General features: G+C 70.2%; 24 protein-coding genes. 7 read left to right on the top strand and 17 right to left on the bottom strand.

All coding sequences use genetic code 11. The annotated features are described in order from the left end of the window. Positions 1–177: 177 nt before the first annotated feature. The 3 genes from ACFM35_RS13730 to ACFM35_RS13720 are packed head-to-tail and all read left to right on the top strand — an operon-like array spanning position 178 to position 3,810. Positions 178–1,212, top strand: a complete 1,035-nt coding sequence (locus ACFM35_RS13730) for an agmatine deiminase family protein (protein WP_378842941.1) — start codon at positions 178–180, stop codon at positions 1,210–1,212. After that, positions 1,209–2,939: an amidase gene (locus ACFM35_RS13725; protein WP_378842939.1), complete on the top strand. Its 1,731-nt coding sequence runs from the start codon at positions 1,209–1,211 to the stop codon at positions 2,937–2,939. The genes ACFM35_RS13730 and ACFM35_RS13725 overlap by 4 nt, the downstream gene beginning before the upstream one ends. Positions 2,940–2,979: 40 nt before the next feature. After that, positions 2,980–3,810 (top strand): class I SAM-dependent methyltransferase, encoded by an 831-nt coding sequence (locus ACFM35_RS13720; protein WP_378842937.1) that lies wholly within the window; start codon positions 2,980–2,982, stop codon positions 3,808–3,810. A gap of 50 nt (positions 3,811–3,860) precedes the next feature. On the opposite strand, the gene ACFM35_RS13715 is transcribed toward ACFM35_RS13720, so the two are convergent. The 4 genes from ACFM35_RS13715 to ACFM35_RS13700 all read right to left on the bottom strand — a co-directional run bounded on the left by ACFM35_RS13715 (position 3,861) and on the right by ACFM35_RS13700 (position 7,601). Continuing rightward, on the bottom strand, positions 3,861–5,030 hold the full coding sequence (locus ACFM35_RS13715) for a thiolase family protein (RefSeq protein ID WP_378842935.1): 1,170 nt from the start codon (positions 5,028–5,030) through the stop codon (positions 3,861–3,863). A 1-nt stretch (position 5,031) separates the two neighbouring features. Next, entirely contained in the window at positions 5,032–5,742 is a 711-nt protein-coding gene (locus ACFM35_RS13710) for a 3-oxoacid CoA-transferase subunit B (protein ID WP_378842933.1), read from the bottom strand. Continuing rightward, positions 5,739–6,476 (bottom strand): 3-oxoacid CoA-transferase subunit A, encoded by a 738-nt coding sequence (locus ACFM35_RS13705; RefSeq protein ID WP_378842931.1) that lies wholly within the window; start codon positions 6,474–6,476, stop codon positions 5,739–5,741. Before ACFM35_RS13705 ends, ACFM35_RS13710 begins: the two co-directional genes overlap by 4 nt. 99 nt (positions 6,477–6,575) lie before the next feature. Further along, complete coding sequence (locus ACFM35_RS13700; protein ID WP_378842929.1) at positions 6,576–7,601, bottom strand: acyl-CoA thioesterase; 1,026 nt, start codon at positions 7,599–7,601, stop codon at positions 6,576–6,578. Between the two features lie 60 nt (positions 7,602–7,661). On the opposite strand from ACFM35_RS13700, the gene ACFM35_RS13695 reads away from it, so the two are divergent. Then, on the top strand, positions 7,662–8,417 hold the full coding sequence (locus tag ACFM35_RS13695; RefSeq protein WP_378842927.1) for an IclR family transcriptional regulator: 756 nt from the start codon (positions 7,662–7,664) through the stop codon (positions 8,415–8,417). 147 nt (positions 8,418–8,564) lie between these two features. Then, positions 8,565–9,749, top strand: a complete 1,185-nt coding sequence (locus ACFM35_RS13690; RefSeq protein ID WP_378842925.1) for a 4-hydroxybenzoate 3-monooxygenase — start codon at positions 8,565–8,567, stop codon at positions 9,747–9,749. A gap of 37 nt (positions 9,750–9,786) precedes the next feature. On the opposite strand, the gene pcaC is transcribed toward ACFM35_RS13690, so the two are convergent. From pcaC to ACFM35_RS13635, 11 genes are all read right to left on the bottom strand, one after another. Next, a complete protein-coding gene (gene pcaC / locus ACFM35_RS13685; protein ID WP_378843049.1) occupies positions 9,787–10,185 on the bottom strand; it encodes a 4-carboxymuconolactone decarboxylase in 399 nt (132 codons plus the stop codon). Then, a complete protein-coding gene (locus tag ACFM35_RS13680) occupies positions 10,185–10,964 on the bottom strand; it encodes an alpha/beta fold hydrolase (RefSeq protein WP_378842924.1) in 780 nt (259 codons plus the stop codon). The genes pcaC and ACFM35_RS13680 overlap by 1 nt, the downstream gene beginning before the upstream one ends. Continuing rightward, the gene (locus ACFM35_RS13675) at positions 10,961–12,418 is read right to left on the bottom strand and encodes a lyase family protein (protein ID WP_378842922.1); all 1,458 of its coding nucleotides are present in this window, start codon (positions 12,416–12,418) and stop codon (positions 10,961–10,963) included. The genes ACFM35_RS13680 and ACFM35_RS13675 overlap by 4 nt, the downstream gene beginning before the upstream one ends. After that, complete coding sequence (gene pcaG, locus ACFM35_RS13670) at positions 12,408–12,986, bottom strand: protocatechuate 3,4-dioxygenase subunit alpha (protein ID WP_378842920.1); 579 nt, start codon at positions 12,984–12,986, stop codon at positions 12,408–12,410. Before pcaG ends, ACFM35_RS13675 begins: the two co-directional genes overlap by 11 nt. Further along, positions 12,983–13,873 carry a protocatechuate 3,4-dioxygenase subunit beta gene (gene pcaH / locus ACFM35_RS13665; RefSeq protein ID WP_378842918.1) on the bottom strand — a complete coding sequence of 297 codons (891 nt, stop codon included), beginning with the start codon at positions 13,871–13,873 and terminating at the stop codon, positions 12,983–12,985. The genes pcaG and pcaH overlap by 4 nt, the downstream gene beginning before the upstream one ends. A 114-nt stretch (positions 13,874–13,987) precedes the next feature. Further along, positions 13,988–14,758, bottom strand: a complete 771-nt coding sequence (locus tag ACFM35_RS13660) for an IclR family transcriptional regulator (RefSeq protein ID WP_378842916.1) — start codon at positions 14,756–14,758, stop codon at positions 13,988–13,990. Between the two features lie 230 nt (positions 14,759–14,988). Further along, the gene (locus tag ACFM35_RS13655) at positions 14,989–16,257 is read right to left on the bottom strand and encodes an ABC transporter substrate-binding protein (protein ID WP_378842912.1); all 1,269 of its coding nucleotides are present in this window, start codon (positions 16,255–16,257) and stop codon (positions 14,989–14,991) included. Between the two features lie 2 nt (positions 16,258–16,259). Continuing rightward, on the bottom strand, positions 16,260–17,378 hold the full coding sequence (locus ACFM35_RS13650) for a branched-chain amino acid ABC transporter permease (RefSeq protein WP_378842910.1): 1,119 nt from the start codon (positions 17,376–17,378) through the stop codon (positions 16,260–16,262). Further along, entirely contained in the window at positions 17,378–18,259 is an 882-nt protein-coding gene (locus ACFM35_RS13645) for a branched-chain amino acid ABC transporter permease (protein ID WP_378842908.1), read from the bottom strand. The genes ACFM35_RS13650 and ACFM35_RS13645 overlap by 1 nt, the downstream gene beginning before the upstream one ends. A 3-nt stretch (positions 18,260–18,262) precedes the next feature. Continuing rightward, positions 18,263–18,973 carry an ABC transporter ATP-binding protein gene (locus tag ACFM35_RS13640; RefSeq protein ID WP_378842906.1) on the bottom strand — a complete coding sequence of 237 codons (711 nt, stop codon included), beginning with the start codon at positions 18,971–18,973 and terminating at the stop codon, positions 18,263–18,265. Then, positions 18,960–19,742, bottom strand: a complete 783-nt coding sequence (locus tag ACFM35_RS13635; RefSeq protein ID WP_378842904.1) for an ABC transporter ATP-binding protein — start codon at positions 19,740–19,742, stop codon at positions 18,960–18,962. The genes ACFM35_RS13640 and ACFM35_RS13635 overlap by 14 nt, the downstream gene beginning before the upstream one ends. A gap of 298 nt (positions 19,743–20,040) precedes the next feature. Between ACFM35_RS13635 and ACFM35_RS13630 the strand changes: the two genes are divergently transcribed. After that, a complete protein-coding gene (locus tag ACFM35_RS13630; RefSeq protein ID WP_378842902.1) occupies positions 20,041–20,901 on the top strand; it encodes an IclR family transcriptional regulator in 861 nt (286 codons plus the stop codon). A gap of 21 nt (positions 20,902–20,922) precedes the next feature. Here the strand turns inward: ACFM35_RS13630 and ACFM35_RS13625 are convergent, their stop codons facing one another. After that, on the bottom strand, positions 20,923–21,327 hold the full coding sequence (locus ACFM35_RS13625) for a DUF5684 domain-containing protein (protein ID WP_378842900.1): 405 nt from the start codon (positions 21,325–21,327) through the stop codon (positions 20,923–20,925). Positions 21,328–21,421: 94 nt separating this feature from the next. Here ACFM35_RS13625 and ACFM35_RS13620 point away from each other — a divergent pair, with 94 nt between their 5' ends. Then, on the top strand, positions 21,422–22,540 hold the full coding sequence (locus ACFM35_RS13620; protein ID WP_378842898.1) for a 5-methyltetrahydropteroyltriglutamate--homocysteine S-methyltransferase: 1,119 nt from the start codon (positions 21,422–21,424) through the stop codon (positions 22,538–22,540). Positions 22,541–22,558: 18 nt separating this feature from the next. On the opposite strand, the gene ACFM35_RS13615 is transcribed toward ACFM35_RS13620, so the two are convergent. Further along, positions 22,559–23,365 carry an NAD(P)-dependent oxidoreductase gene (locus tag ACFM35_RS13615; protein ID WP_378842896.1) on the bottom strand — a complete coding sequence of 269 codons (807 nt, stop codon included), beginning with the start codon at positions 23,363–23,365 and terminating at the stop codon, positions 22,559–22,561. Positions 23,366–23,457 lie beyond the last annotated feature (92 nt).

Here is a 23,457-nt window from a genome sequence, read left to right as displayed (position 1 = left end):
GTTACCACATTCGCACGGAGCGCTCCGGGTCACGCACTCTTGACACGAGCTGGATGCCACGGCTAGCGTCGTGCATAGCTGTTGATCATGCGATCAACAGGGTCTGTCCGGCTCCGCCCGAAGAGACGACGTCGACGGAAGCCGCAGCATCCGTCCCACAGGAAGCAGAGGTGTCCCATGGCCTGGCGCATGCCCGCAGAGACCGCCCCCCACGATCGCACCTGGATGGCATTCCCCCGCCCCGGCCTCACCCTGGGCGATGACACCGCGTCGGCCGAGGAGGCGTACGCGGCGTGGACGGCCGTCGCCCACGCCGTCGCCGAATTCGAGCCCGTGACGATGGTGGTCGACCCGGTCGAGCGAGACCGCGCCCGACGGATGCTGTCCGCCGACATCGCGCAGGTCGAGGCGCCGCTGGACGATTACTGGATGCGCGACATGGGCGCCACGTTCGTGCTCGACGACGAACGGCCCGGCATCCTGGGTGGCGTGGATTGGATCTTCAACGGCTGGGGCGCACCCGCGTGGTCGACCTGGGAGAAGGACCGCGAGATCGGACGGTTCACCGCCGCCGGCGCGGAGGCCGAGTTGATCTCGTCGTTGCTCGTGAACGAGGGCGGAGCCATCCATGTCGACGGCGAGGGCACCGTGCTCGTCACCGAGACCGTTCAGCTGGACCCCGGCCGCAACCCCTACGCCGACAAGGCGCGCGTCGAGGCCGAACTCCGCCGCACGATCGGCGCGACGAAGGTCATCTGGCTGCCGCGCGGGCTGACCCGCGACTACGAAGACCTCGGTACCCGCGGCCACGTCGACATGTTCGCCACGATCCCGTCCCCCGGCACACTCCTGCTGCACGAGCAGCCGAACCCCGAGCATCCTGATCACGACGTCATGCGCGGGCTGCGGGAATTCATCGCCGGCACGACCGATGCCGCGGGAAGAAGCTGGGACATCGTCGACATCCCCGCGCCCGCGCAGCTGCGCGACGACGAGGGATTCGTCGACTGGAACTACGTCAACCACCTCGTCGTCAACGGAGGGGTCATCGCGTGCGGCTACGGGGAGGAGCGGGCGGATGCTGCGGGCCGTGAGACCCTGGCGTCGGTGTACCCCGGCCGTCGTGTGGTCACCATCGACGCCCGCCCGATCCTGGCGCGCGGCGGTGGAATCCACTGCATCACGCAGCAGCAGCCGGCGGTGACGCGATGACCGGCGGATTCGACGTGGTCGAGGCATCCATCGCCGACCTCCGGGCGGCGCTCGAGGACGGGCGCGTGACGAGCGTCGGCCTCGTGCAGGCGTACCTCGCCCGCGTCGAGGCCTACGACGCTCCCGGCACCACGACCGCGCTCAACGCCCTCGTCGTGCCGAACCCCGAGGCACTGGACGACGCGCGCGCGTCGGATGAGCGGCGTGCCGCCGGCGCGCTCCTCGGGCCGCTCGACGGCATCCCCTATACGGCGAAGGACAGCTATCTCGCCCGCGGTCTGACCGCAGCCGCCGGATCCCCCGCCTTCGCCGATCTGGTGGCTCAGCACGACGCCTTCGCGATCGAGCGCCTGCGCGCCGGCGGCGCGGTGCTGCTCGGGCTCACGAACATGCCGCCGATGGCGAACGGCGGCATGCAGCGGGGCGTCTACGGTCGTGCCGAGAGCCCGTACAACGCCGCCTACCTCACCGCCGCGTTCGGGTCGGGGTCGTCCAACGGCTCCGGAACGGCGACCGCGGCCTCCTTCGCCGCCTTCGGGCTCGGGGAGGAGACCTGGTCGTCGGGACGCGCTCCGGCTTCGAACAACGCGCTGTGCGCGTACACGCCGTCGCGCGGTGTGATCTCGGTGCGCGGCAACTGGCCGCTGGTGCCGACGATGGACGTCGTCGTGCCGCACACCCGTACCATGGACGACCTGCTCGAAGTGCTCGACGTGATCGTCGCCGACGACGACCAGACCCGCGGAGACTTCTGGCGCGCCCAGCCGTGGGTGCCGATCCCCGCCGCGTCGGAAGTGCGGCCCGCCACGTATGCCGCTCTCGGAATGCCGCAGCCGGATGCCGCGGCCGGCGTCCTCCGCGGGCGCCGCATCGGCGTGCCCCGGATGTACATCAACGCCGATGACCGCGCGGGAAGCGGTGCACGGGTCGGTATCGGCGGGCCGACGGGCCGGCGCATCGAGACGCGCGACAGCGTCATGGCGCTCTGGGAGGCGGCGCGGCGCGACCTCGAAGGTGCCGGCGCTGAGGTCGTCGAGGTCGACTTCCCCGCGGTGTCGAACTACGAAGGCGACCGACCAGGCGCCCCGACGATCGCGACCCGCGGCCTCGTGCCGCCCGAGTACCTGCGGCGCGAGATCATCGATCTGTCGGCATGGGCGTGGGACGACTTCCTCGCGGCGAACGGCGATCCGACGCTGTCGAGCCTGCGCGACGTGGACGGCGCGACGATCTTCCCCGCCCCGGACGGCGCGCTCCCCGACCGCTACACCGGGTTCGACGATGACATCGCCGAGTACCCCGCGTTCGTGCGCGCGCACCCCGTGCACTCCTTCACCGACATCCCCCTGCTCGAGGACGGCCTGCGCGGACTCGAGGAGACGAGGCGTGTCGACCTCGAGGAGTGGATGGACGCGCAGCGACTGGATGCCGTCGTCTTCCCCGCGGTCGCGGACGTGGGTCCGGCGGACATGGACGTGAACGAGGCATCCGCTGATCTGGGGTGGCGCAACGGGGTCTGGGTCGCCAACGGCAACCTCGTGCCGCGACACCTCGGCATCCCGACGGTCACGGTTCCGATGGGGACGATGACCGACATCGGGATGCCGGTGGGTTTGACGTTCGCCGGACGCGCCTACGACGACACTGCGCTGCTTCGCCTGGCCGCGGCCTTCGAGGCAACCGGACGCCGCCGGACGTCGCCGCCGCGGACACCGCCACTGGAGTGAGGCGCACGCCGTCGCTGACGGTTCGGCTAGCGTGACGGGCATGCAGAAGTATCTCGACACCAACCGCGCCAACTGGGATGAGAGGGCGGCGCTCCACGCCGCTCGCAACGGGTTCGGCTACGGAGTGCAGAGGTACATCGAGGACCGTGCGCTGCTCTCGGACGTCGTGCGTTTCGATCGCGAACGCCTGGGCGACGTCGCCGGCCTCCGCACCGTGCACCTGCAGTGCCACATCGGCACCGACACCCTGTCGCTCGCCCGCCTCGGTGCGCACGTGACCGGCCTGGACTTCTCCCCCGTCGCCATCGCGGAAGCGCGCCGGCTCGTGGCCGAGACCGGTGATGCCGTCGACTTCGTCGAGTCGGATGTCGCGGGTGCCTCCGCCGTGCTCGAGCCCGGCTCGTTCGATCTCGTCTACACGGGGATCGGGGCGCTGTGCTGGCTGCCCCGCATCACCGAATGGGCGGAAGTCGTCGCCCGCCTGCTCGCCCCGGGCGGGCGACTCTTCCTCCGCGAGGGCCATCCCATCCTCTGGGCCATGGACGAGCGGCTCGACGACGACCTGCACCTGCGCTTCTCGTACTTCGAGCTCGCCGACCCGATGGAGTGGGACGACGACAGCACCTACGTGCCGACCGACCGGCCGATCGTCGCTTCGAAGACCTACGAGTGGAACCACGGTCTCGGCGAGGTCGTGACCGCGCTCCTCGGAGCGGGGCTCCAGATCACCGGGCTCGTCGAGCACGACAGCGTGCCGTGGGAGGCCCTACCCGGACAGATGCAGGAGCGCGCCGACGGTGAATACGCGCTGGCCGAGCACCTGGGCGTCGCCCCGCTCAGCTATACGCTGCAGGCCCGCAAGCCGGACTGACGCGGTCGTACTCGGCGCGATCGGTCGGGGAGACAGGCGCGGAACGCGGGTCAGCGCTCGAGCACCACCGCGAGGCCCTGGCCGACGCCGATGCAGATCGCCGCGACGGCGACGCCGCCGCCGCGCCTCGCGAGCTCATGCGCCGCGTGGCCGATGATGCGCCCACCGGACGCCCCGAGCGGGTGCCCGATCGCGATCGCTCCGCCGTGGATGTTCACGATCTCGGGGTCGAGGTCGGGCCATCCCTGCAGGCACGCGAGGCTCTGCGAGGCGAACGCCTCGTTCAGCTCGACGACGTCCACATCGGCCCAGGTCCGGCCCGCCCGCGCGAGTGCGCGATTGGCGGCCTCGACCGGCGCGACCCCGAACACGTCCGGGTCGTTGCCGAACACACCGCGCCCGGCGATGCGGGCGAGAGGTTCGGCGTCGAGCGCGCCTTCGGCGCCGAGCAGCACGGCGGACGCGCCGTCGTTGATCGACGACGAGTTGCCGGCGGTCACGGTGCCGTCCGCGGCGAAGAGCGCCTTGAGCGCCCCGAGCGATGCCGGCGTGCCGCCGTCGCGGATGCCCTCGTCGCGCTCGAGCTCGGCCCCGGGAACCTGCACGATCTCGCCGTCGTAGACACCTGCGGCCCACGCTTCGGCGGCGAGCCGGTGGCTGCGCAGGGCGAACTCGTCCTGCGCCTCCCGCGAGATGCCGTAGATCGTGGCGAGCTTCTCCGCTGATTCGCCGTTGCTGATCGTCCACTCCTTCGGAAGCGCCTTGTTCGTCATGCGCCAGCCGATCGAGGTGTTCCACATCGTCTGGTTGCCGACGGCGGGCCAGGCCTTCGGCGACTTCTCCACCACGAACGGGGCGCGGCTCATCGACTCGACACCACCCGCGAGGATCACCGACGCATCGCCGACCTCGATCGCGCGGGACCCCTGGATCACGGCCTCCACGGCCGATCCGCAGAGCCGGTTGACCGTCACGCCCGACACCGTCGTCGGGAAGCCTGCCAGCAGCGCCCCGAATCGTGCGACGTCCCTGTTGTCCTCGCCCGCCTGATTGGCATCGCCGAAGATGACGTCCTCGATGCGGGCGGGGTCCAGGCCCGTGCGCTCGACGGCGGCGCGCATCACGAGGGCGGCGAGGTCGTCGGGGCGCACCCCCGACAGCGCACCGGCGGCCCGACCGAACGGCGTGCGGACGGCGTCGTAGATGAAGGAGCCGGTCATGTCAGGATTCCTTTCCAGCGGATGCCGCGGCATCCGCTTCTCGCAGGGTGAGTCCGGTGAGCGCCGAGAGCGATGCGGCTGTGTTGTCGCCGAACGCCTCGCGCACCGTGAAGCCCTCGGGGGTGACGTCGAAAATCGCATGGTCGGTGTAGACGCGCGTGACGCAGCCGACGCCCGTGAGCGGGTACGTGCACGCGGCGACGAGCTTGGACGAGCCGTCCTTGGCGAGGAGGTCGGTCATGACGTAGACGTCTTTCGCGCCGATGGCGAGGTCCATCGCACCTCCCACGGCCGGGATGGCGCCCGGCGCGCCGGTCGACCAGTTGGCGAGGTCGCCGTGCTCCGACACCTGGAACGCGCCGAGCACGCACACGTCGAGGTGTCCACCGCGCATCATCGCGAACGAGTCCGCGTGATGGAAGAACGCGCTTCCGGCGAGCTCCGTCACCGGCTGCTTGCCGGCGTTGATCAGGTCAGGGTCGATCCGCCCTGCCGCCGGCTTCGGGCCCATGCCCAGCATCCCGTTCTCGGTGTGCAGGATGATCTCGAGGCCATCGGGGAGGAAGTCCGCGACGAGGGTGGGCGCCCCGATGCCCAGGTTGACGATCGCCCCTTCGGGGATGTCGGCTGCGATCTTCGCGGCCAGCTGGTCGCGCGGGATGCGGGTGGGCGCGGATGCGCCGGATGCCTCGGACGCCGGTGTCGTGGTCATGAGGATGCCTCCCGCAGATCGCCTTCGATGGATACGCCGCCGACGAACTCGCCGTCGGCGAGCCAGCGTCGCTCCCCCACCGCGACGACTCGGTCGACGAAGATGCCGGGGGTGATGACGGTCTCGGGGTCGATCGCGCCGAGCGGCACGACCTCGTCGACCTGCGCGATCGTGGTCGTCGCGGCGGACGCCATGATCGGGCCGAAGTTGCGGGCCGTCTTGCGGTACACGAGGTTTCCCCAGCGGTCGGCTCTCAGCGCGCTGATGAGGGCGAAGTCGGCGCGGATCGGGTATTCGAGCACGTACCGGCGGCCGTCGATCGTGCGCTCCTCTTTGCCTTCGGCGAGTTCGGTGCCGACGCCCGTCGGGCTGAAGAAGGCACCGATGCCCGCTCCCGCGGCGCGGATGCGCTCGGCGAGGTTCCCCTGGGGAACGATCTCGAGCTCGATCTCGCCCGCCCGGTACAGCCGGTCGAACACCCACGAGTCGGACTGCCGCGGGAACGAGCAGATGATCCGGCGGACGCCGCCGGTGGCCAGCAGGGCAGCGAGACCGGTGTCGCCGTTACCGGCGTTGTTGTTGATGATCGTCAGGTCGCGCGCTCCGCGGGCGATCAGCGCGTCGATGAGTTCGACGGGCTGGCCCGCGCGGCCGAAGCCGCCGATCATGACCGTGGCGCCGTCGGGGATGTCGGCGACGGCGGTCGCGGCATCCGTCACTGTCTTGTCGATCATGCAGCCTCCGTCGGCTTGTGTTCGCCCTGCGAACGACTGTGCGCTATGCGTCCATCATAGAGCATGGCGCGGTGATGCGACAGGGTGCTCGGCCGCGTTCTAGGGCTCGAGCGAGAGGGTCGGTGAGATCGGCACGATGTCCTCGCGCAGCCGGATGATCTCGAGGGCGTGGTCGCGCAGACGCACGTCTTCGGCGGTCTGCGGTTGCCACGTCGGCACCGGCAGCGCGACACCGCCCGCACCGGGGACGACGAACACGCTCATGCAGACGGTCGTCAGCGTCCACTCGTGCGGGCGGCGCGGATCGGCCGTCGACACCCTGATGCTGAGGTGCATACTGTGCGGTCCGGTGTAGATCAGCCGTGCGTCCACCTCGACCAGATCGCCGATGCGCACCGGGGCGAAGAAGTGGATGCCGCCCGAGTACACCGCGATCGCATGGTCGGCGTCGGGACTCCCGCCCATCCAGCCGACGGCACAGGCGAAGGCGGCCTCGTCGATCCAGCGCATCACCGTGCCGCCGTGGGCCTTGCCTCCCCAGTTGACGACGCCGGGCGGCACGAGGAAGCGCAGCACCGTGCGCGGTGCGCGCCCGGAGTCGGTGTAGTCCTCCGCGAGCATGCGGCGTTTGATCTCGGTGCGTGCGGGGATGCGCTCGATCGCTCCCGCGGCGAGCTTGCGATCGGACCGGCTCGCGGGGGTCCACGCGGGAACCGACGTCGGGTGCCCCTCCGCGTCCTTCGCGACGAAGACGAGGATGCACGTGGTCGCCGGCGTGTATGTGCGGGAACTCGGGTCGGCGGACGAGACCGTCACCACGACGTGCATGCTCGACCGACCGGTATGGATCAGGCGCGCCTGCACCTCGATCAACGTGCCCGGCATGATCGGCCGGCGATGGCGCACATTGCCGACGTAGGCCGTCACGCAGTATGCGCCCGACCATCCGACCGCGCAGGCGTACCCCGCCTTGTCGATCCACTCCATCACGCTGCCCGCGGCGATCGCTCGACCTCCGACCGCCGTGTCGGCCGGAGTGGACATGAACCGCAGCGTGATGCGGTCGTCACCCCCCGCCGTCGCCGAAACGGGCGGGGGCGTCGACGCCGTCGAAGGTGCGCTCACGGCGCCAGCATAGAGCCCGGCGGTCCTTCGGGCGTGCGGGCGATGTGCCACCCTGATGCCATGGCGAATTCGGCGTCGGGCGACTCCGCGGTGGAGCGTCTGGTGCGCATCCTCGAGACGTTCGACGCGGAGCGCACCGTCCAGACGTCCGCGCAGATCGGCCGCCGCGCCGGGCTGCCGTCCTCGACGGCTCACCGCCAGGTCGACGCGCTCGTCGTGGCCGGGCTGCTCGAGCGCGACGACGAGCACCGCGTACGTCTGGGAATGCGCCTGTGGGAGCTCGCCCTGCGCGGGTCGGCGGCGCTGCGGCTCCGCCAGGCCGCTCTTCCTCATATGGAGCGCGTGCAGTCCGTGGTGCGCGAACACACCCAGCTCGCCGTTCTCGAGCAGGACGAGGCTCTCTTCCTGGAGCGGCTGTCGCATCCCGAGGCGGGGGCGAACATCACGCGGGTCGCGGGGCGGCTCCCCCTGCACGCCTCCTCCTCCGGCCTCGTTCTGCTGGCGTTCGGGCCGCCCGACCTCGTCGAGCGCGTGCTCTCCGCACCGCTCGTACGGCTGGCGCCCGACACGATCACGGATGCCGCAACCCTTCGTCGCGCGCTGGCCGACGCGCGACGGCTCGGCCACGTCGTCGCGCCGGGCTCGATCGAGGCGGTCTCGACCGGCGTCGCCGTCCCGGTCCAGGATGAGACCGGGGAGGTCGTGGCGGCGTTGTCCGTCGTGCTCCCCCGCGAGATGCCGACCGCTGCAGCGCTCGAGCAGTTGACGGCGGCGGCCGCGGGCATCCGCACCGGCCTCGCTTCGGATCGACGCTGAGCGCCTCCGGGCGCGGCCGCGGGCGGTCGGTGATCGGGAAGGGCGGCCACGAATCTTTCTCATTGAATGGGAACCAGCACAGCGAACGCCGTCGCGCGACGGCACACTGAATCCGAGGCATCCGCTCGTCCGTCGAAGGAGACGATCATGAACGACATCACGCGCACCCGCGTCGCGATCATCGGCGCCGGCCCCGCGGGGCTGCTGCTCTCGCATCTGCTGGCCAACGCCGGCATCGACTCGGTCGTGATCGACCAGCGCACCCGCGCCGAGATCGAGAGCACGATCCGTGCGGGCATCCTCGAGCAGGGCACCGTCGAGGTGCTCAGCCAGTCAGGGGCGTCCGAGCGGGTGCTCGTCGACGGTCAGCGCCACGACGGCATCGAGCTGCGCTTCTCCGGCGAGGGCCACCGTATCGATTTCGCTGAGACCGTCGGTCGCGGCGTCTGGCTCTACCCGCAGCACGAGGCGCTGAAGGATCTCATCGCGACCCGTCTCGCCGCCGGCCAGGACCTGCGCTTCGGGGTCACCGCCGACCGGGTCGAGGGTGCGGAGACCGACCGACCGACGGTGCACGCGACAGATGCCGAAGGCCGGCCGTTCGCGATCGAGGCCGAGTTCGTCGTCGGCGCCGACGGCTCGCGCAGCGTGGCCCGCGCGGTGGTGACGGGGTCTTCCACCGGCGGATACTTCCGCGAGTACCCGTTCGCGTGGTTCGGCATCCTCTGCGAGGCGCCGCCGAGCGCGCCCGAGCTGATCTACAGCAATTCCCCGAACGGCTTCGCGCTGATCAGCCAGCGGAGCGCGACCGTGCAGCGCATGTATCTGCAGTGCGATCCGAACCTCGACCCGAACTCGATGAGCGAGCGCGAGATCTGGGATGCTCTGCAGGCGAGCGTCGACGGGCACGAGCTGATCGAGGGACCGATCTTCCAGCGCGACGTGCTCCGGTTCCGGAGCTTCGTCGCCCACCAGCTTCTGCGCGGACGGGTGGCCCTCATCGGCGACGCCGCCCATACGGTGCCTCCCACGGGCGCCAAGGGGATGAACCTCGCGGTCGCGGATGTCGTCCTGCTCGACCAGGCCCTGCGCGCACTCCTGCTCGAGGGCGATTCGCGCGCGATCGAAGCCTTCCCCGAGGTGGCCCTGCGCCGCATCTGGAAGGCGCAGCACTTCTCGTGGTGGATGACGAGCATGCTGCACGTCGGGCCGGATGCCTCGGACTTCGACCGGCTCCGCCAGACGGGCGAGCTGCGATCCGTGGTGGAGTCCGAAGCCGGACGCACCTATCTGGCCGAGGCGTACACGGGCTGGCCGCTGGCGAGCCTGTAGCCGCGGCATCCGGGGCGGGACGGGCCTCCGACCGAGATCAGAGCTCGTCGGCGAAGACCTCGGACGCGATGCGGTAGGCGGTGTTGGCCGCCGGCACGCCGGAGTAGACCGCGCTCTGCAGGATCACCTCGCGGATCTCATCGAGCGAGAGCCCGTTGCGGCGCGCCGCCTTGAGGTGCATCGCCAGCTCCTCGTGGTGCCCGTGGGCGATGAGGGACGACAGCACCGCGACCGAGCGCGATCGCCGATCGAGGCCCGGCCGCGACCAGACGTCGCCCCACGCGACCCGCGTGATGAAGTCCTGCCAGTCGCTCGTCAGCGCGTTCGCCGCCGCGGTCGATCGCTCGACGTGGGCGTCCGAGAGCACCTCGCGACGCACCGCCATGCCCTGGTCGTATCGCTCCTCGTCGCTGAGCCCTGCGCCTGCGGGTCGCATCACGCCTCTTCCTTCGTCAAGAACGCGAGCAGAGCGGATGCCACGGCCTCGGGCTGCTCGGCGGGTGGCAGGTGCGCCGCACCGGCGATGCGCGTGACACTCCCGCGCTGCACACCGTCGGCGATCTCGACGGCCTTCTCCTCGGGCGCGACCTTGTCGAACTCGCCCCACACGGCGTCGATCGGCGGAGCGATGTCGCTGAGCTCATCGCGCACGTCGTAGGCGGCCAGCGCGCCGCAGCACAGCGCGTAGCTCTCGTCGTCGGCGTCCTGCAGAGCGTGCAGCAGTCGGCCGGACAGCTCGGGCCGGTTCGCGACGGAGTCGGGTGCGAACCAGCGCTCGGCCGACGAGATGATGAGCGATGACGTCGACTGCGCGCGCACCTGGTTCGCCCGCTCGAACCAGCCGAGCGGCTCGCCGAGCTTCGCACCCGACGCCAGGATCGCGGCGCGCTCCACCAGTGACGGGTGCCGGAGCGCGAGCATGAGTCCGGTCGCACCGCCGAGGGAGACGCCGGCGTACAGCACCGAGCTCTCTCCCAGGTCGCGGACGCCGCCCGCGACCGCGTCGGCGAGCTCTTGAACACTGAAGGGCTCGACCGTTCCCGGCGACGCGCCGTGGCCGGGCAGGTCCCATGCCGTCACGCGCAGGCGTCCCGACAGCAGCGGGATCACGTCTTCCCAGAGGATGGTCGACGTGCCGAGCGACGGGCCCAGCACGACGAGCGGCGCGTCGGCCGGACCCACGACGGGAGTGAAGGCGAGTTCGGGAACGGTCATGGCGTCTCCTGGTCGGGCGCGGAGTGGGGGGCGGCCTCGGGCACGCCATCGGCTGCGGCACCCGTCTCCGGGTCCGTCTCCGGAACGGGGTCGGGGGATGCCGCGAGTCCCAGGTAGTGCGAAGGGTCGAGCAGCTCGTCGACGTCGATTCCATCGGACTCGGGCAACGCGCGCACGAGCTCGCCCAGGTCGGTACCGCGGGATGCCTCCGCGACGATCTCGGCGAGACGCCCGGCCCCGATCAGCGGCGTCAAGACGATCGACAGTCGCTCGGCGACGATCAGTCCGCGCGTGAGTCGCAGGTTGCGGGCGACGGCGTCATGGTCGACGCGGAGTTCCGAGAGAAGCGCTGCCGCATGCGACGACGCACCGAGCGTCAGGCGCAGCAGCTCGCGGAGCGTGGGCCACTCGGCGTGCCACGCACCGTCGGGGCGCTCGTCGACGGCGAGTGCCGATGCGAGGTGCAGGGTCGCCCCCAGCTGGGGGGCGCGGATCGCCGCAGAACGCAGGAGCACGGACACCGTCGGGTTCTGCTTCTGCGGCATGGCGGACGAGCCCCCACCGACGCCCTCGGACACCTCGGCGATCTCGGTGCGCGACAGGGTCGCGACATCCGCGGCCATCTTGCCGATCGCGTCCAGGACCTGCACGAGGGCGTCGCCGAGTTCTGTCACCGGCCAGCGGGACGTGTGCCACGGGGCGTCGGGAGCTGCGAGGCCGAGCTGACGGGCGAACGCCGCCGGCAGCTGTTCGGCGCGCTCCCGGCCGCCGATCTCGACGAACGACGCGAGGGTGCCGCCCGCTCCTCCGAGCTGGGCGGGAAGCGCTGCGCGGGCTGCTTCGAGCCGGTCGTAGGCCCGCGTCAGCGCGCGCCCCCACCCGAGCGCGCGCCACCCGATGGTCGTCGGGACGGCGTGCTGCGTGAGGGTGCGCGCGGCGGCGGGCTCGTCGGGGTTCGCCTCGAGGAAACCCGCGATCCAGCCCTGGGCGTGCTGGAGGTGCACGAGGATCGCGGTCGCTGCGCGCTCGGCGACGTGCATGAGGGCGGAATCGAGGACATCCTGGCTGGTCGCGCCCCGGTGGATCCACCCGCGCGATTCTGCGGGGACGCGCTCCTTCAGGAGGCCGACGAGGGGGATGACAGGATTGCCGCCGGCCACCGACGCGCGAGCCAGATCGGCCGCGTCCAGCCCGTGCTCGCGACAGGTGCGCCCGACACCGCGCCAGCCCAGCGCCGTCGAGAGGTCGTCGGCCACCGCCGACGGGGCGACCTCGAGCGCGGCGTAGGCCCGGACGAGGGCGACCTCGGCCGTGACGAGCGCGTCCAAGATCGCAGCATCCGCCACCATGTCATCGATGCCCACGGTGACGGGCGAGATCAGTCCGACATCGAAGGGCTCCGGCGGCGAAGCCGTCCGCGGGGGCGTCGGCGCCGATCCGTCGTCAGAACTCAAGGAACACGGTCTCCTTATCGCCCTGCAGCCGGATGTCGTGCCGCAGGTTCCCGTCAGGGGTGCGGGTTGCGATGAGCGTAGCGCGCTCGTCCGCGCCGAGCGACGACAGCAGCGCGTCGGCGCTGCGGAGTTCCTCGTGCTCGGGCAGATAGATGCGCGTGATCAGCTTGTCGGGGAGGCCGCGGGCGAAGACGATCACCGAGAAGAACGGCGCCTTCCCGTCGGTGGGCCCGGGGTTGCGGGTGAAGAACTCGTAGTGGCCGTCGTCGGTGGTCGCAGCGCGGCCGAACCCCGTGAACGTGTGGTCGTCGCGACGGAACGCGCCGCGCTCGCGCGACACGTCGCCGTTCTCGTCGGCACCCCAGATCTCGATCACCGCGTCGGGGATCGGGTTGCCGGCGCCGTCGTAGACCGTGCCGCCGAGCACGACCGAGCCGGGGCTGTGCGGAAACACGACCTGGTGCTTCTTGTCGTAGTCGAGACCGAACGCGAAGAACGGACCGACGGTCTGACCGCCCGTTGCGGCCAGCGGCGACGCGCCGAGGGAGGGGTGGGGCTGGCGGGTCATGCGTGGTCCTCCTCGGGCTCGAACCAGGTCGCGTCGGGACCGTCGACGACGATGTCGAAGCGGTAGCCCATCGAGAACTCCGGCACCGACAGGTCGTGGTCGTACAGTCCGATGAGCGCGTCACGGTCCTTCTGGCGCCAGATGGTGTTGTAGATCGGGTCGAGCGGGAACAGCGGGTCGCCCGGGAAGTACATCTGCGTCACGAGCCGCTGGGTGAACCCGCTGCCGAAGACCGAGAAGTGGATGTGCGCGGGACGCCACGCGTTGACGTGGTTCTTCCAGGGGTACGCGCCCGGCTTGATCGTCGTGAACTTGTACTCACCGTCGTCGTTCGTCACGACGCGTCCGGCACCGGTGAAGTTCGGGTCGAGGGGAGCGGGATGCTGGTCGCGCTGGTGGATGTAGCGTCCGGCGGCGTTGGCCTGCCAGATCTCCACGAGCTGATTGGCGAGCGGGCGACCCCAGGAATCGAGCAGTCGGCCCTGCACGGTCATGCGCTCACCCTGCGGCTCGCCCATGTGCTGCAGCGTCAAGTCGGCCTCGATGGCCGCGACGTCGCGCTGACCGAACGCCGGCGAGAACAGCTCGATCGTCTCGGGATCGACCAGGCGCGGGTTCTTCGTCGGGTGCCGCAGGATGCTCGAGCGGTAGGGCGGGAAGTCGTGCAGGGAGGTGCGGACGTATTCGCCGGAATCATCGCGCGCTTGTGCGGCCGCGTGCGTGTCGACGATCTCCTGCGTGATCTCGCCCTGCGAGACCTGCACGGGCGTCGCGAGCAAGGACTCGGGAGCGGCGGCCCGCGCGGGCTGCTCGAGCACGACGGAGGACGAGAACGCCTCCTCGGTGCGCGAAGTGAATGCCGGCGGATCGGATTCAGGGGAAGTCATGGGTCTCCTTCGACGGATGCTACGACCCAGCGTCACACGTCGAGCCCCGGCATCCCAGGCCTGTGTCCCACTGGATGGGATCGAGAGGCGTCGAGGCCGGGTGCCGCGGCCGCGTCAGTCTCGCGCGAGGTCGCGCGCGATGTCACGGGCGGCGGCGACCACCAGCGGGCCGAGCCGGCGCTCGTCGGCGCGGGCGAGATGCGTCACCACTCCGACGGCGGCGAGCGGGAGCCCGTCGATCGCAGGGAGCGCCGCGGCGATCGAGACGTTGCCGAGCGTCATCTCCTGCCGCGTCGTCGCGAAGCCCCGGGCCCGGGCATGCGCGATCTCATCGCGGAGCGGCACGACGTCGACGATCGAGTAGACGGTCTCGCGTTCGAACGTGCGCTGGAAGAACGCATCGAGCCAGTCGTCCTCCTGCTGGGCGAGAAGCGCTTTGCCGACGCCCGTGGTGTGCAGCGGATGGCGACCGCCCATGCGACTGAGGGTGGGGATGGAGTTCGGCCCGGTCACCCGTGCGACATACAGAGCCTCTGCCGTCGCCGGGTCGGGCGAGCTGAGCACGGCGATGTGCACGTTCTCTCCGCTCGCCTCGTAGAGACGCAGCACGTGCGGCAGGGCGTGCTCGCGCAGACGCATCGACACGGGCGCGAGCTCGCCCATCTCCCAGAGGCCCGTTCCGATCGTGAAGCCGCCGTCGGCGGTGCGGTCCAGCAGCCCGAGCCCGGCGAGCTCGGCGGCGAGGCGATGGGCCGTCGAGCGCGGCAGGCCGGTGCGGTGACCGAGGTCGGCGGCGCTCAGTGAATCGTCGTCGGCGCCGAAGGCACGGAGCATCCGCGCGGCTCGGGAGAGCACGCCCTCCCCTCCCGCGGCGTCGTCGGTCATGGCGAGCTCCTCACCAGCCGAGGCTATCGAACCACCGCGGGAAACCTCGGGGCCGGACCCGCGCATCCCGGGGCCACGAGAGTCCACTCCTGCCCCGCGGCTCCTGCAGTCGGCGAGCGGGGACGGGTGGATCTGGGGCGGGCGGATGACGACCGCCCGCCTGACACGGACGACGAAGGGCCGGAGCATCATGCGCCCCGGCCCTCCGACCGCGTCTCAGCGGGAGACGATCAGCCGAACGTCTCGGCCGTCGCGTACCCCTTGCCGTTGTACTTCTGCACCTGCACCTGCGACACGGCGGGCTTGCCGTCCTGCGTCGTGTCGATGACCGAGCCCTCGAGCATGAAGGGCGCGGAGTAGTCCGTGATGCCCTCGAGCGCCGTCATGAAGCTCTCGCGGGTGGGCTCCTCCATCTTCTGGAAGGCCTGATCGAGCGTGGCCGCACCGATCCAGCTCCACACGCAGTGCGGGAACGCGGGTACGCCGTCCTGCGTGGTGTATTCCGCGATCGCGTCGAGGAAGGCCTTGCCCTCGTCGCTCTCCTGGAAGGCCGGGCTCTGCGGCGACTGCGCGAACGCGACCGAGTAGATGCCGGGGAAGGCCGCGCCACCGCCGGGCTCGAGGATTGCGGTGGGGCTCGACGTGTTCGACGGCAGGAACCAGCTCGGCAACCAGCTCAGAGCCTGCGCCTTCTGCAGCGACGAGATCACGAGCGGGGTGATCGACATCGCGTTGAAGAAGACGTCGGCTCCGCTCGACGCGAGCTCGGTGATCTGCGCGTCGACGGACGCGTCGGTCGCCTCGTAGGTCAGCTCCTTGACGATGGTGATGTTGGAGGCACCGGAGATCGCCTCTTTGAAGCCCTCGACATAGCCCTTGCCGTAGTCGTCGTTCTGCGACAGGATCGCGACCTTGTGCTCGGTGGAGTCGCTCGCCAGCAGCTCGCCGAACGCGCCGCCCTCCTGCTGGTAGATCGGAACGAGCCCGAGCTGCTCGGGGCTCTCGGCGCGGTCGCTGAAGAGCGGGTCGCCGGTCATCACGAGCACCTGCGGCACGCCTTCGTCGATCGCGGCCTCGCGCCAGGCGCGGTTCGTCGGTGTTCCGAGGCCCAGCCCGGCCGCGAAGACGCCGTCCGACACCATCTGCTGGAAGTTCGCGAGCGCCTTCTGCGGGTCGTAGCCGTCGTCGTAGGTCTTGAGCTCGACCGTGCGGGTCTTGCCGTCGCCGAACTCGATGCCGCCCTCGGCGTTCTTCACGCCGAAGTACGCCTTCGCGCCGTCGACGGTGCAGTTGCCCGGGCCGGCCGTGGCGCCGGTGAGCGGCGTCGTGATGCCCAGGGTGATGCTCGTGTCGGTGATGCCGGGGCTCGTCGCCGCCGCGCCGCCGCTCGCGTCGCCACCGCTTCCGCCGCCGCCCTCGCGGGAGCAGCCCGCGAGGGCGAGGGCGACGATCGAGGTCATCGCGACGATGCTGACGACCCCCTTTGCTGTCTTTCGCATTCTCATGCTGAGCCTTGCCTCTCTGTGTTCTCGGGTCCCTCCGCGGACGAGCCCGTCTTCGGACCCTGCGGCGGAGCGGTCTGTGCGGCGTCGGCGGCGGTTCGCGAAGAACCGCCGGTCGAACGTCGGGTGAGTCGTCGGATGACGCGCGGAAGGCTCACAAGCCCTCCGGGCAGCACGAACAGGACCACCAGGAGGATGATCCCCTGGCTGATCATCGTCAGGTTCGGGTCGACGAGATTCGTTGCCTGCGGCACCAGGACGTAGTACGCCCCGCCGATGAGCGACCCGACGATGCTGCCGGCACCGCCGATCACCATGGCGGCCAGCAGGCTGATCGAATGGCCGAAGCTGAGCGTCTCGGGCGACGTGTACTGAACGGCCACCATGTAGAGGAAGCCGCTGACACCGCCGAAGAGCGAAGCGATCGTGAAGGCCAGCACCTTGTACCGGTAGGGCGAGACGCCCATCGACGAGGCGACCGACTCGTTCTCCTTGACGATCGCGAGCGCGCGGCCGTACTTGCCGTTGACGAAGTTGCGCGCCAGCAGGAACGACACGGCGCCGATCGCCAGCACGATGTAGAACTGCCATTGGTCGTCGTAGAGGCCGGTCCATTCCGGGGCGTCCGAGAATCTCGCCGACGTGCCCTGCGAGCCGCCGGTGACATCGGACAGTCGCTTCGCGAGCGGGACGCCCACGATCGGCAGCGCGATCGTGACCATCGCGATCGCGAGACCGCCCAGACGGGCGGCGGCCAGAGCGATCAGAAGCCCCGCCACGGCCGGGATGAGGCACGCCGCGATCAGCACGAGTGCGATGTTCCACCCCTCGTTCACGCCGTACGCGGTGACGTACGCGCCGAGGCCGAGGAAGAAGATCTGGCCGAGGTTCACCTGGCCGCCGTAGCCCATCACGATGTTCAGGCCCAGCACGGCGACCGCGTAGACCCCGATGCGGATGAGCGTCTGGTTCGCGAACTGCGGCAGCACGAGGGGCGCGATGATGAGCGCGATGACCACGAGGGCGGTGATCGTCCACCGCACCCACGGCCGCCGGAGGGGGGCGGATGCCGCGGGTCGAGGCATCCGCGATGTCGTTGTCGTCGTCGAGTCGGCCATCAGACGCGCACCACCGTTTTGCGGCCGAAGAGGCCCTGGGGTCGGAAGATCAGGACCACGAAGATGAGGATGAAGGGCACCGCGATCTTGAGGTCGTAGCCGATGAACGGGACGTACACGGCGGCGAGGTTCTCGAGCACGCCGATCGACCAGGCGGCGACCACCGCTCCGAGCGGCGAGGACAGCCCGCCGAGGATCACGGCCGCGAGCGCGTAGACGAGGGCGGTGTCGAGCATTCCGGGCGTCAGCGTGAGCTGGGGGGCGACGAGCGTCCCGGCGACCGCGCCGAGCGACGCCGCCAGGCCCCAGCCGACCATCAGCAGGCGACCGACCGGCAGGCCGGAGAAGGCTGCCGACTCGGGGTTGATGGCGACGGCCCGCAGCGCCAGGCCGAGCTTCGTCTTCTGGAAGAGCAGCTGGAGCACCAGCATGATCGCGACGATCGTGAGGATGGTTCCGAGTGAGCGCCAGCTGATGACGGCGCCGAGCACGTTGATGCTGTCGAGGGGGAAGAGCGAGGGGAACTGGCGGTTGTTGTAGCCCCAGATCCAGGCGCAGATACCCGTGATGAGGGTCAGGATGCCGATCGTGACCACGACCGCCGTGTCGGGGTCGCCGCGCTCGAACCGGCGCACGAGCGTGCGCTCGATGAGTCCGCCGAGGAAGAACGACACGATGACGGTGAGGAGGATCGCGAGGACGACCGGAAGGCCGAACTGCACGAACACGTAGGCGATGTAGGCCGACAGCACCGCGATGCCGCCCTGCGCGAAGTTGATGAGCCCGGTGGCCTGGTTGACGAGCACGATCGCGAGGGCCAGGGCCGCGTAGATCGAACCGGTCGACAGTCCGTCGATGATGAGCTGGATGAAAGTGCCCACGCGTCAGCCTCCCAGGTAGGCGCGGCGGATCTCGTCCATGCCTTTGAGTTCGGCCGAGGTGCCGGTCAGCGCGTTGCGACCGGTCTCGAGCACGGTGGCGGTGTCGACGAGCGTGAAGGCGAGGTTGGCGTTCTGCTCGACGATCAGCATCGCGATGCCCGACTCCCGGCGCAGACGGCCGATCGCCTGGTAGACGGACTGGGCGGTGCTCGGAGCGAGTCCCAAGGACGCCTCGTCCAGCAGCATCAGCCGGGGCCGCGCCATGATCGCCCGTCCGACCGCGAGCATCTGCTGCTCGCCCCCGGAGAGCGCCGCGGCACTCGAGGTGATGCGGTCCTGCAGCTGCGGGAAGAGGTCGAGACAGTAGTCGATGTCGGTCGCGATCGCCTTGCGGTCCTTGCGCAGGTAGGCCCCGACGCGGAGGTTCTCGCGCACGGTGAGCTGGGTCAGGGTCCCCCGGCCCTCGGGAACGTGGGCGATCCCGAGCGCGGCGACGCGGTCGGGACCCAGTCCGCGGATGTCGCGTCCGTCGAAGCGCACGGTTCCCCCCGCGCGCACGGTGCCGCTGATCGCGCGCAGGGTCGTCGTCTTGCCGGCGCCGTTGGCGCCCAGGATGCCGACGGCCCCGCCGTCGGGGACCTCGAGTGAGACGCTCTCCAGCACCTGGACCGGACCGTAGAACGCGGTGACGTCGACCAGTTCAAGCAGCGTCATCGGTCGCGTCCTTCCCGATGTAGGCCTCGATCACGCGCGGGTCGGCCTGGGCCTGGGCGGCGGTCCCCTCCATGAGGGTGCGACCGTGGTCGAGCACGAGCACGCGGTCGGTGAGGGCGGCGATCAGCCCCATGTGGTGCTCCACGATGATGACCGTGATGTCGTCTTCGACGCGCAGGCGCTTGATCGTGACGATGAAGCTCTCGACCTCGCCGTGCGAGAGCCCGGCGGCGGGCTCGTCGAGCAGCAGCAGCGACGGCTTCAGCAGCAGTGCCCGGCACAGCTCGATGCCTTTGTGCAGCCCGTGGCTGAGCTCGTCGGCCGGCAGGTCGGCGGCCCACGCGAGGTTCGTGCGCTCGAGGAGCGTCATCGCCTCGGCGCGCAGTTCGCGCTCGGACCTCGTCGTGCGGGGCAGCCGCACCGACCAGGCGAGCGGACCGCCGGGCAGACGCGTGTGGGCTCCGAGCAGGACGTTCTCGAGCACGGTGGCCTTCAGCTGCAGCGCGGGATGCTGGAACGTGCGCGCCAGCCCGTGGTGTGCGAGCTTGGCGGGGGCCAGTCCCATCACCTCGGTGTCGTCGATCGTGATCGATCCACTCGTCGGCTTGTAGTGACCACTGATGCAGTTGAACAGCGACGTCTTGCCGGCGCCGTTGGGGCCGACGAGCCCGAAGACCTCGCCGGGCTCGACCTGGAACGACACCTCTTGCAGCACTTTGATCCCCCCGAAGCGGAGGTTCACATCGTGCAGTGTCAGGCGGGCGGCCATGCCTCACCTCTCCTCATGGCGTCATTGCGGGGGGCGACGGTGCGGGACGGCGGACAGGTCCACGTCCGCTTCTGCACGACGCTAGAGATCGCAGACGAGATTGTCAACGATTTTGCACCGAGTTCTGGCAATGGTTCCCTCTTCGTGATCTGACGGCTTTGTCGGATGCCTCGACCGTAGACGCCCGTCATCGGCCGGGTGCCGGGACTTCTGTTCAACGGAAGTCGCCACGCTTAGGATCGGGAGCGACGGGCCGATCCCGTCGCAGATGACGACGAGGTCAGCGGGAGGAACACTCATGGCACGGGCATCCGACGGGCAGACCGTGCTGAGCAAGCACCTCCGAGTGCTCGGCGCATTCGAAGCCGCCGTCCCCTTCCTGACGCTGACCGAGATCGCCGATCGCGCCGACCTGGCGCCGTCCAGCGCCCACCGGATCGTGGGCGAACTCGAGCACGAGGGACTGCTGGAGCGCCTGCCCGACCGCACGTACCGGCTCGGCGTGCGCCTGTGGGAGCTCGCGTGCCGCACTCCCGGCGCGCTCGGGCTGCGGGAACTCGCCCGCCCCTTCCTGCAGGCCGTGCACGCGCGCGTGCGGCAGCACGCCCAGCTGGGGGTGCTCAGCGGTACCGGGGTGCTCTTCCTCGATCGACTCTCCGCGCGCGACGCCGTCGTGAACGCGACGCTCATCGGCGGGCGCATCCCCCTGCACGCCTCCTCAAGCGGACTCGTGCTGCTCGCGCATGCCGGCCCGGAGGTGCTGGCCGCGATCCTGGCCGAACCGCGCGAGCGCTACACGTCCCACACCCTGACCACCGAACGCGATCTGCTCGCCGCGTTGCGGACCGTGCGCGCGCGCGGGTGGGCTGTCTGCGACGGCCACATCCACGAGGAGTCCCGCGGCATCGCCGTGCCGATCCGCGGCGCTCATCACGATGTCATCGCCGCGCTCAGCGTCGTGGTGGCCAACGACGGGACCGACCCGCTCCCCCACATCGAGCTCCTCACGCGTGCCGCGCGTGACGTCGGCGCCGCGATGCGCGCTGCCTATCTTCCCGAGGGACACCCCGAGGCGCTTCCCGGCGGCCGCTTCCGGCCACTGGTCACATCGTCGACGCGCTCGATGGAGTACTTCGAGTCGCGGGGTGGCGCCGCCTGACGCGGAGCGCCCGCCTGCGCATCAGATGCGCGCGCGATCCCAGGTGTCGCCCGAGTAGCTCAGGACGAAATAGCCGATGAGCGAGAACAGCCACAGGAGGAACACCGAGAACAGCGCCCCGTGGCCGAAGGCCCGCCCGAGTCGCAGCGCCACCACGATCGCGAACACGATGTTGACGATCGGGACCAGGTAGAGCAGCGCCCACCACGCGGACAGGCCCGCGGCGCGGACGATGAAGAACGCCGCGACGATGGGGATGAGTGCTGTCCATCCGGGCTGTCCGGCCTTCTTCAGGAAAGGCCACACGGCGGCGACGAACAGGATGTAGCCGATGACCCCACCCACCGTCCCGCCGACGGAGGCGCCGGTGTTGTCGGTGGACTGGACATCGGCGAGGAGCGGCAGAATGTGCGAGAGGCTGTGCATGCCGCGAGTCTAGGGGCAGGCCGAACCGATCCAGGAGCATCTCCCGACGTAACGCGGAGACTCCGGCGCAGAGCGCTCAAGTAGGGTGATCCGCATGTCCGTGAACCCCCCTTTCCGCGCCGATATCGTCGGCAGCTTCCTCCGTCCTGCCGCGGTCAAAACCGCACGCGCACGTCACGCGGCCGGTGAGATCGACGACGCGGAGCTGCGATCCGTCGAGGACGACGCGATCACCGCACTCGTCGCGCGTGAGGCGCAGTCGGGCCTCAAGGTCGCGACCGACGGCGAGTTCCGCCGCTCCTGGTGGCACTTCGATTTCTTCGGCACGCTGGACGGCGTCGATGTCGTGGAGCTCGACCACGGCATCCAGTTCCAGGGCGTCCAGACGCGCCCGCTCGGGCTCAAGATCGCGGGTCCCGTCGGCTTCTCCGCCGACAATCCGATGCTCGAGCACTTCCGCTTCCTGACATCGGTCGCCGAAGCCGCCGGGGTCACCCCGAAGGTCAGCATCCCGGCCCCCACCGTGCTCGACTTCCGGCTCGAGGCCGACGCTCTCGAGGGCTCACCGTATGCCGACCGCGACGACATCTTCGACGACCTGGCGGCGACCTACCGCGGCGCCGTGCAGGCCTTCTACGACGAGGGATGCCGCTACCTCCAGTTCGACGACACGGCCTGGGCGTACCTCTGCTCCGAGACGGAACTCGCAAAGGCCGCCGAGCGCGGCATCGATCCCGATCACCTGGCCGAGCGTTACGCGCGGCTGATCAACGCGTCGCTGCGGGACAAGCCCGACGACATGGTGATCACCACGCACGTGTGTCGCGGCAACTTCCGCTCCACGTGGATCTCGTCCGGCGGCTACGAGCCGGTCGCCGAACAGCTGCTCGGCGAGACCACGTTCGACGGGTACTTCCTCGAGTACGACAGCGAGCGCGCGGGTGGCTTCGAGCCCCTGCGGTTCCTGCCGAAGGGCGCCAAGGTGGTCGAGCTCGGCCTGGTGACCACGAAGTCCGGCGAGCTGGAAAGCCCCGACGACCTCAAGCGCCGCATCGACGAAGCAGCCTCGATCGCCCCGCTCGACCAGCTGGCGCTGAGCCCGCAGTGCGGTTTCGCGTCCACCGAGGAGGGCAACGTGCTCTCCGAGGACGAGCAGTGGGCGAAGATCGAGGCGACCGTGGCGCTGGCGGCCGAGGTCTGGGCGGACGCCTGACCTTCAGGGCGCGATCCGTCAGGCCGAACGCGGGTCGGATGCCGCGGCGTCCGACCGCTCTTCCTCCGCGGCGATGCGGCGCAGCCATTCGATCGTCCCGTCCGTCATGGCGTGGGTCGCATCGAGGCTCTGCAGGTAGGCGCGCACGTCGCGCATCTCGTCCTCTCGTCGCACCGCGTGCAGCCGCGTGCCCTCGATCATCCGCTCGACGAGCTCACGTCCCGAAGGGCCGAGCTCAGAGGCCATCTGGTCGATCACCCAGTCGCGCGCACCCACGACCTCGGCCGCCACCGCGCTTTCGAACACGACGGCGGCCAGGCCCTTCATGAAGACGCTGCGCAGCAGTTTGAGTCCGGCGGCGGTGCCGGGCTCGGGTCCGGCATCCTCCGCGGGCAGGCCGAGCCCGCGCAGGGTCGGCAGCAGCGCTCCCGCTCCCGGCCCGCTCAGCAACAGCGCCGTGCCGATGCGCGCGCGGGGCACCGGAGCGAGGATCGCGATATCGACGAACGCGACACCCCGAGCGGATGCTGCATCCGCGAGCGCCCGCTTCGTGTCGGGGTGGCTCGTGTTCATGTCGGCGTAGATCGCCTCGGGGCTCATCGCGGGCAGCGCCTCGGCGAGGGCACCACGCGACGAGGTTCCGCCGACGAGACTGAGCACGATGTCTGCGGCCTGCACCGCGGTGGCGATGTCCGCGGCGCGCGTGACTCCCACCGGTGTGGCCACCGCTCGCGGATCCACCCCGGCGACGGATGCCCCGCGGGCGGCGAGATCGGCCGAATAGATGCTGCCGGCCTCACCGAGGCCGAGCACGGCGACGCGCATGCGAACTCCTTCGTCCGCGGCATCCGCCCCGGTATCGTCGACAATAGTGGCTCGAATCTCGACGGAATCGGTCGGACGGGCCCGAGGAGCGC

It is taken from the genome of Microbacterium songi (assembly GCF_042747925.1).
In the GTDB taxonomy this organism is placed as follows: Bacteria; Actinomycetota; Actinomycetes; order Actinomycetales; family Microbacteriaceae; genus Microbacterium.
Note: the sequence above shows the minus strand (reverse complement) of the source record. Positions and strands in the feature narration are given on the sequence as shown.

What these genes read in the sequence shown, in the direction of transcription:
- ACFM35_RS13730 (WP_378842941.1), top strand. Translation starts at nt 178, where the DNA reads ATGGCCTGGCGCATGCCCGCAGAGACCGCCCCCCACGATCGCACCTGG.
- ACFM35_RS13725 (WP_378842939.1), top strand. Translation starts at nt 1,209, where the DNA reads ATGACCGGCGGATTCGACGTGGTCGAGGCATCCATCGCCGACCTCCGG.
- ACFM35_RS13720 (WP_378842937.1), top strand. Translation starts at nt 2,980, where the DNA reads ATGCAGAAGTATCTCGACACCAACCGCGCCAACTGGGATGAGAGGGCG.
- ACFM35_RS13715 (WP_378842935.1), bottom strand. Translation starts at nt 5,030, where the DNA reads ATGACCGGCTCCTTCATCTACGACGCCGTCCGCACGCCGTTCGGTCGG.
- ACFM35_RS13710 (WP_378842933.1), bottom strand. Translation starts at nt 5,742, where the DNA reads ATGACCACGACACCGGCGTCCGAGGCATCCGGCGCATCCGCGCCCACC.
- ACFM35_RS13705 (WP_378842931.1), bottom strand. Translation starts at nt 6,476, where the DNA reads ATGATCGACAAGACAGTGACGGATGCCGCGACCGCCGTCGCCGACATC.
- ACFM35_RS13695 (WP_378842927.1), top strand. Translation starts at nt 7,662, where the DNA reads ATGGCGAATTCGGCGTCGGGCGACTCCGCGGTGGAGCGTCTGGTGCGC.
- ACFM35_RS13690 (WP_378842925.1), top strand. Translation starts at nt 8,565, where the DNA reads ATGAACGACATCACGCGCACCCGCGTCGCGATCATCGGCGCCGGCCCC.
- pcaC (WP_378843049.1), bottom strand. Translation starts at nt 10,185, where the DNA reads ATGCGACCCGCAGGCGCAGGGCTCAGCGACGAGGAGCGATACGACCAG.
- ACFM35_RS13680 (WP_378842924.1), bottom strand. Translation starts at nt 10,964, where the DNA reads ATGACCGTTCCCGAACTCGCCTTCACTCCCGTCGTGGGTCCGGCCGAC.
- pcaG (WP_378842920.1), bottom strand. Translation starts at nt 12,986, where the DNA reads ATGACCCGCCAGCCCCACCCCTCCCTCGGCGCGTCGCCGCTGGCCGCA.
- pcaH (WP_378842918.1), bottom strand. Translation starts at nt 13,873, where the DNA reads ATGACTTCCCCTGAATCCGATCCGCCGGCATTCACTTCGCGCACCGAG.
- ACFM35_RS13660 (WP_378842916.1), bottom strand. Translation starts at nt 14,758, where the DNA reads ATGACCGACGACGCCGCGGGAGGGGAGGGCGTGCTCTCCCGAGCCGCG.
- ACFM35_RS13655 (WP_378842912.1), bottom strand. Translation starts at nt 16,257, where the DNA reads ATGCGAAAGACAGCAAAGGGGGTCGTCAGCATCGTCGCGATGACCTCG.
- ACFM35_RS13650 (WP_378842910.1), bottom strand. Translation starts at nt 17,378, where the DNA reads ATGGCCGACTCGACGACGACAACGACATCGCGGATGCCTCGACCCGCG.
- ACFM35_RS13640 (WP_378842906.1), bottom strand. Translation starts at nt 18,973, where the DNA reads ATGACGCTGCTTGAACTGGTCGACGTCACCGCGTTCTACGGTCCGGTC.
- ACFM35_RS13635 (WP_378842904.1), bottom strand. Translation starts at nt 19,742, where the DNA reads ATGGCCGCCCGCCTGACACTGCACGATGTGAACCTCCGCTTCGGGGGG.
- ACFM35_RS13630 (WP_378842902.1), top strand. Translation starts at nt 20,041, where the DNA reads ATGGCACGGGCATCCGACGGGCAGACCGTGCTGAGCAAGCACCTCCGA.
- ACFM35_RS13625 (WP_378842900.1), bottom strand. Translation starts at nt 21,327, where the DNA reads ATGCACAGCCTCTCGCACATTCTGCCGCTCCTCGCCGATGTCCAGTCC.
- ACFM35_RS13620 (WP_378842898.1), top strand. Translation starts at nt 21,422, where the DNA reads ATGTCCGTGAACCCCCCTTTCCGCGCCGATATCGTCGGCAGCTTCCTC.
- ACFM35_RS13615 (WP_378842896.1), bottom strand. Translation starts at nt 23,365, where the DNA reads ATGCGCGTCGCCGTGCTCGGCCTCGGTGAGGCCGGCAGCATCTATTCG.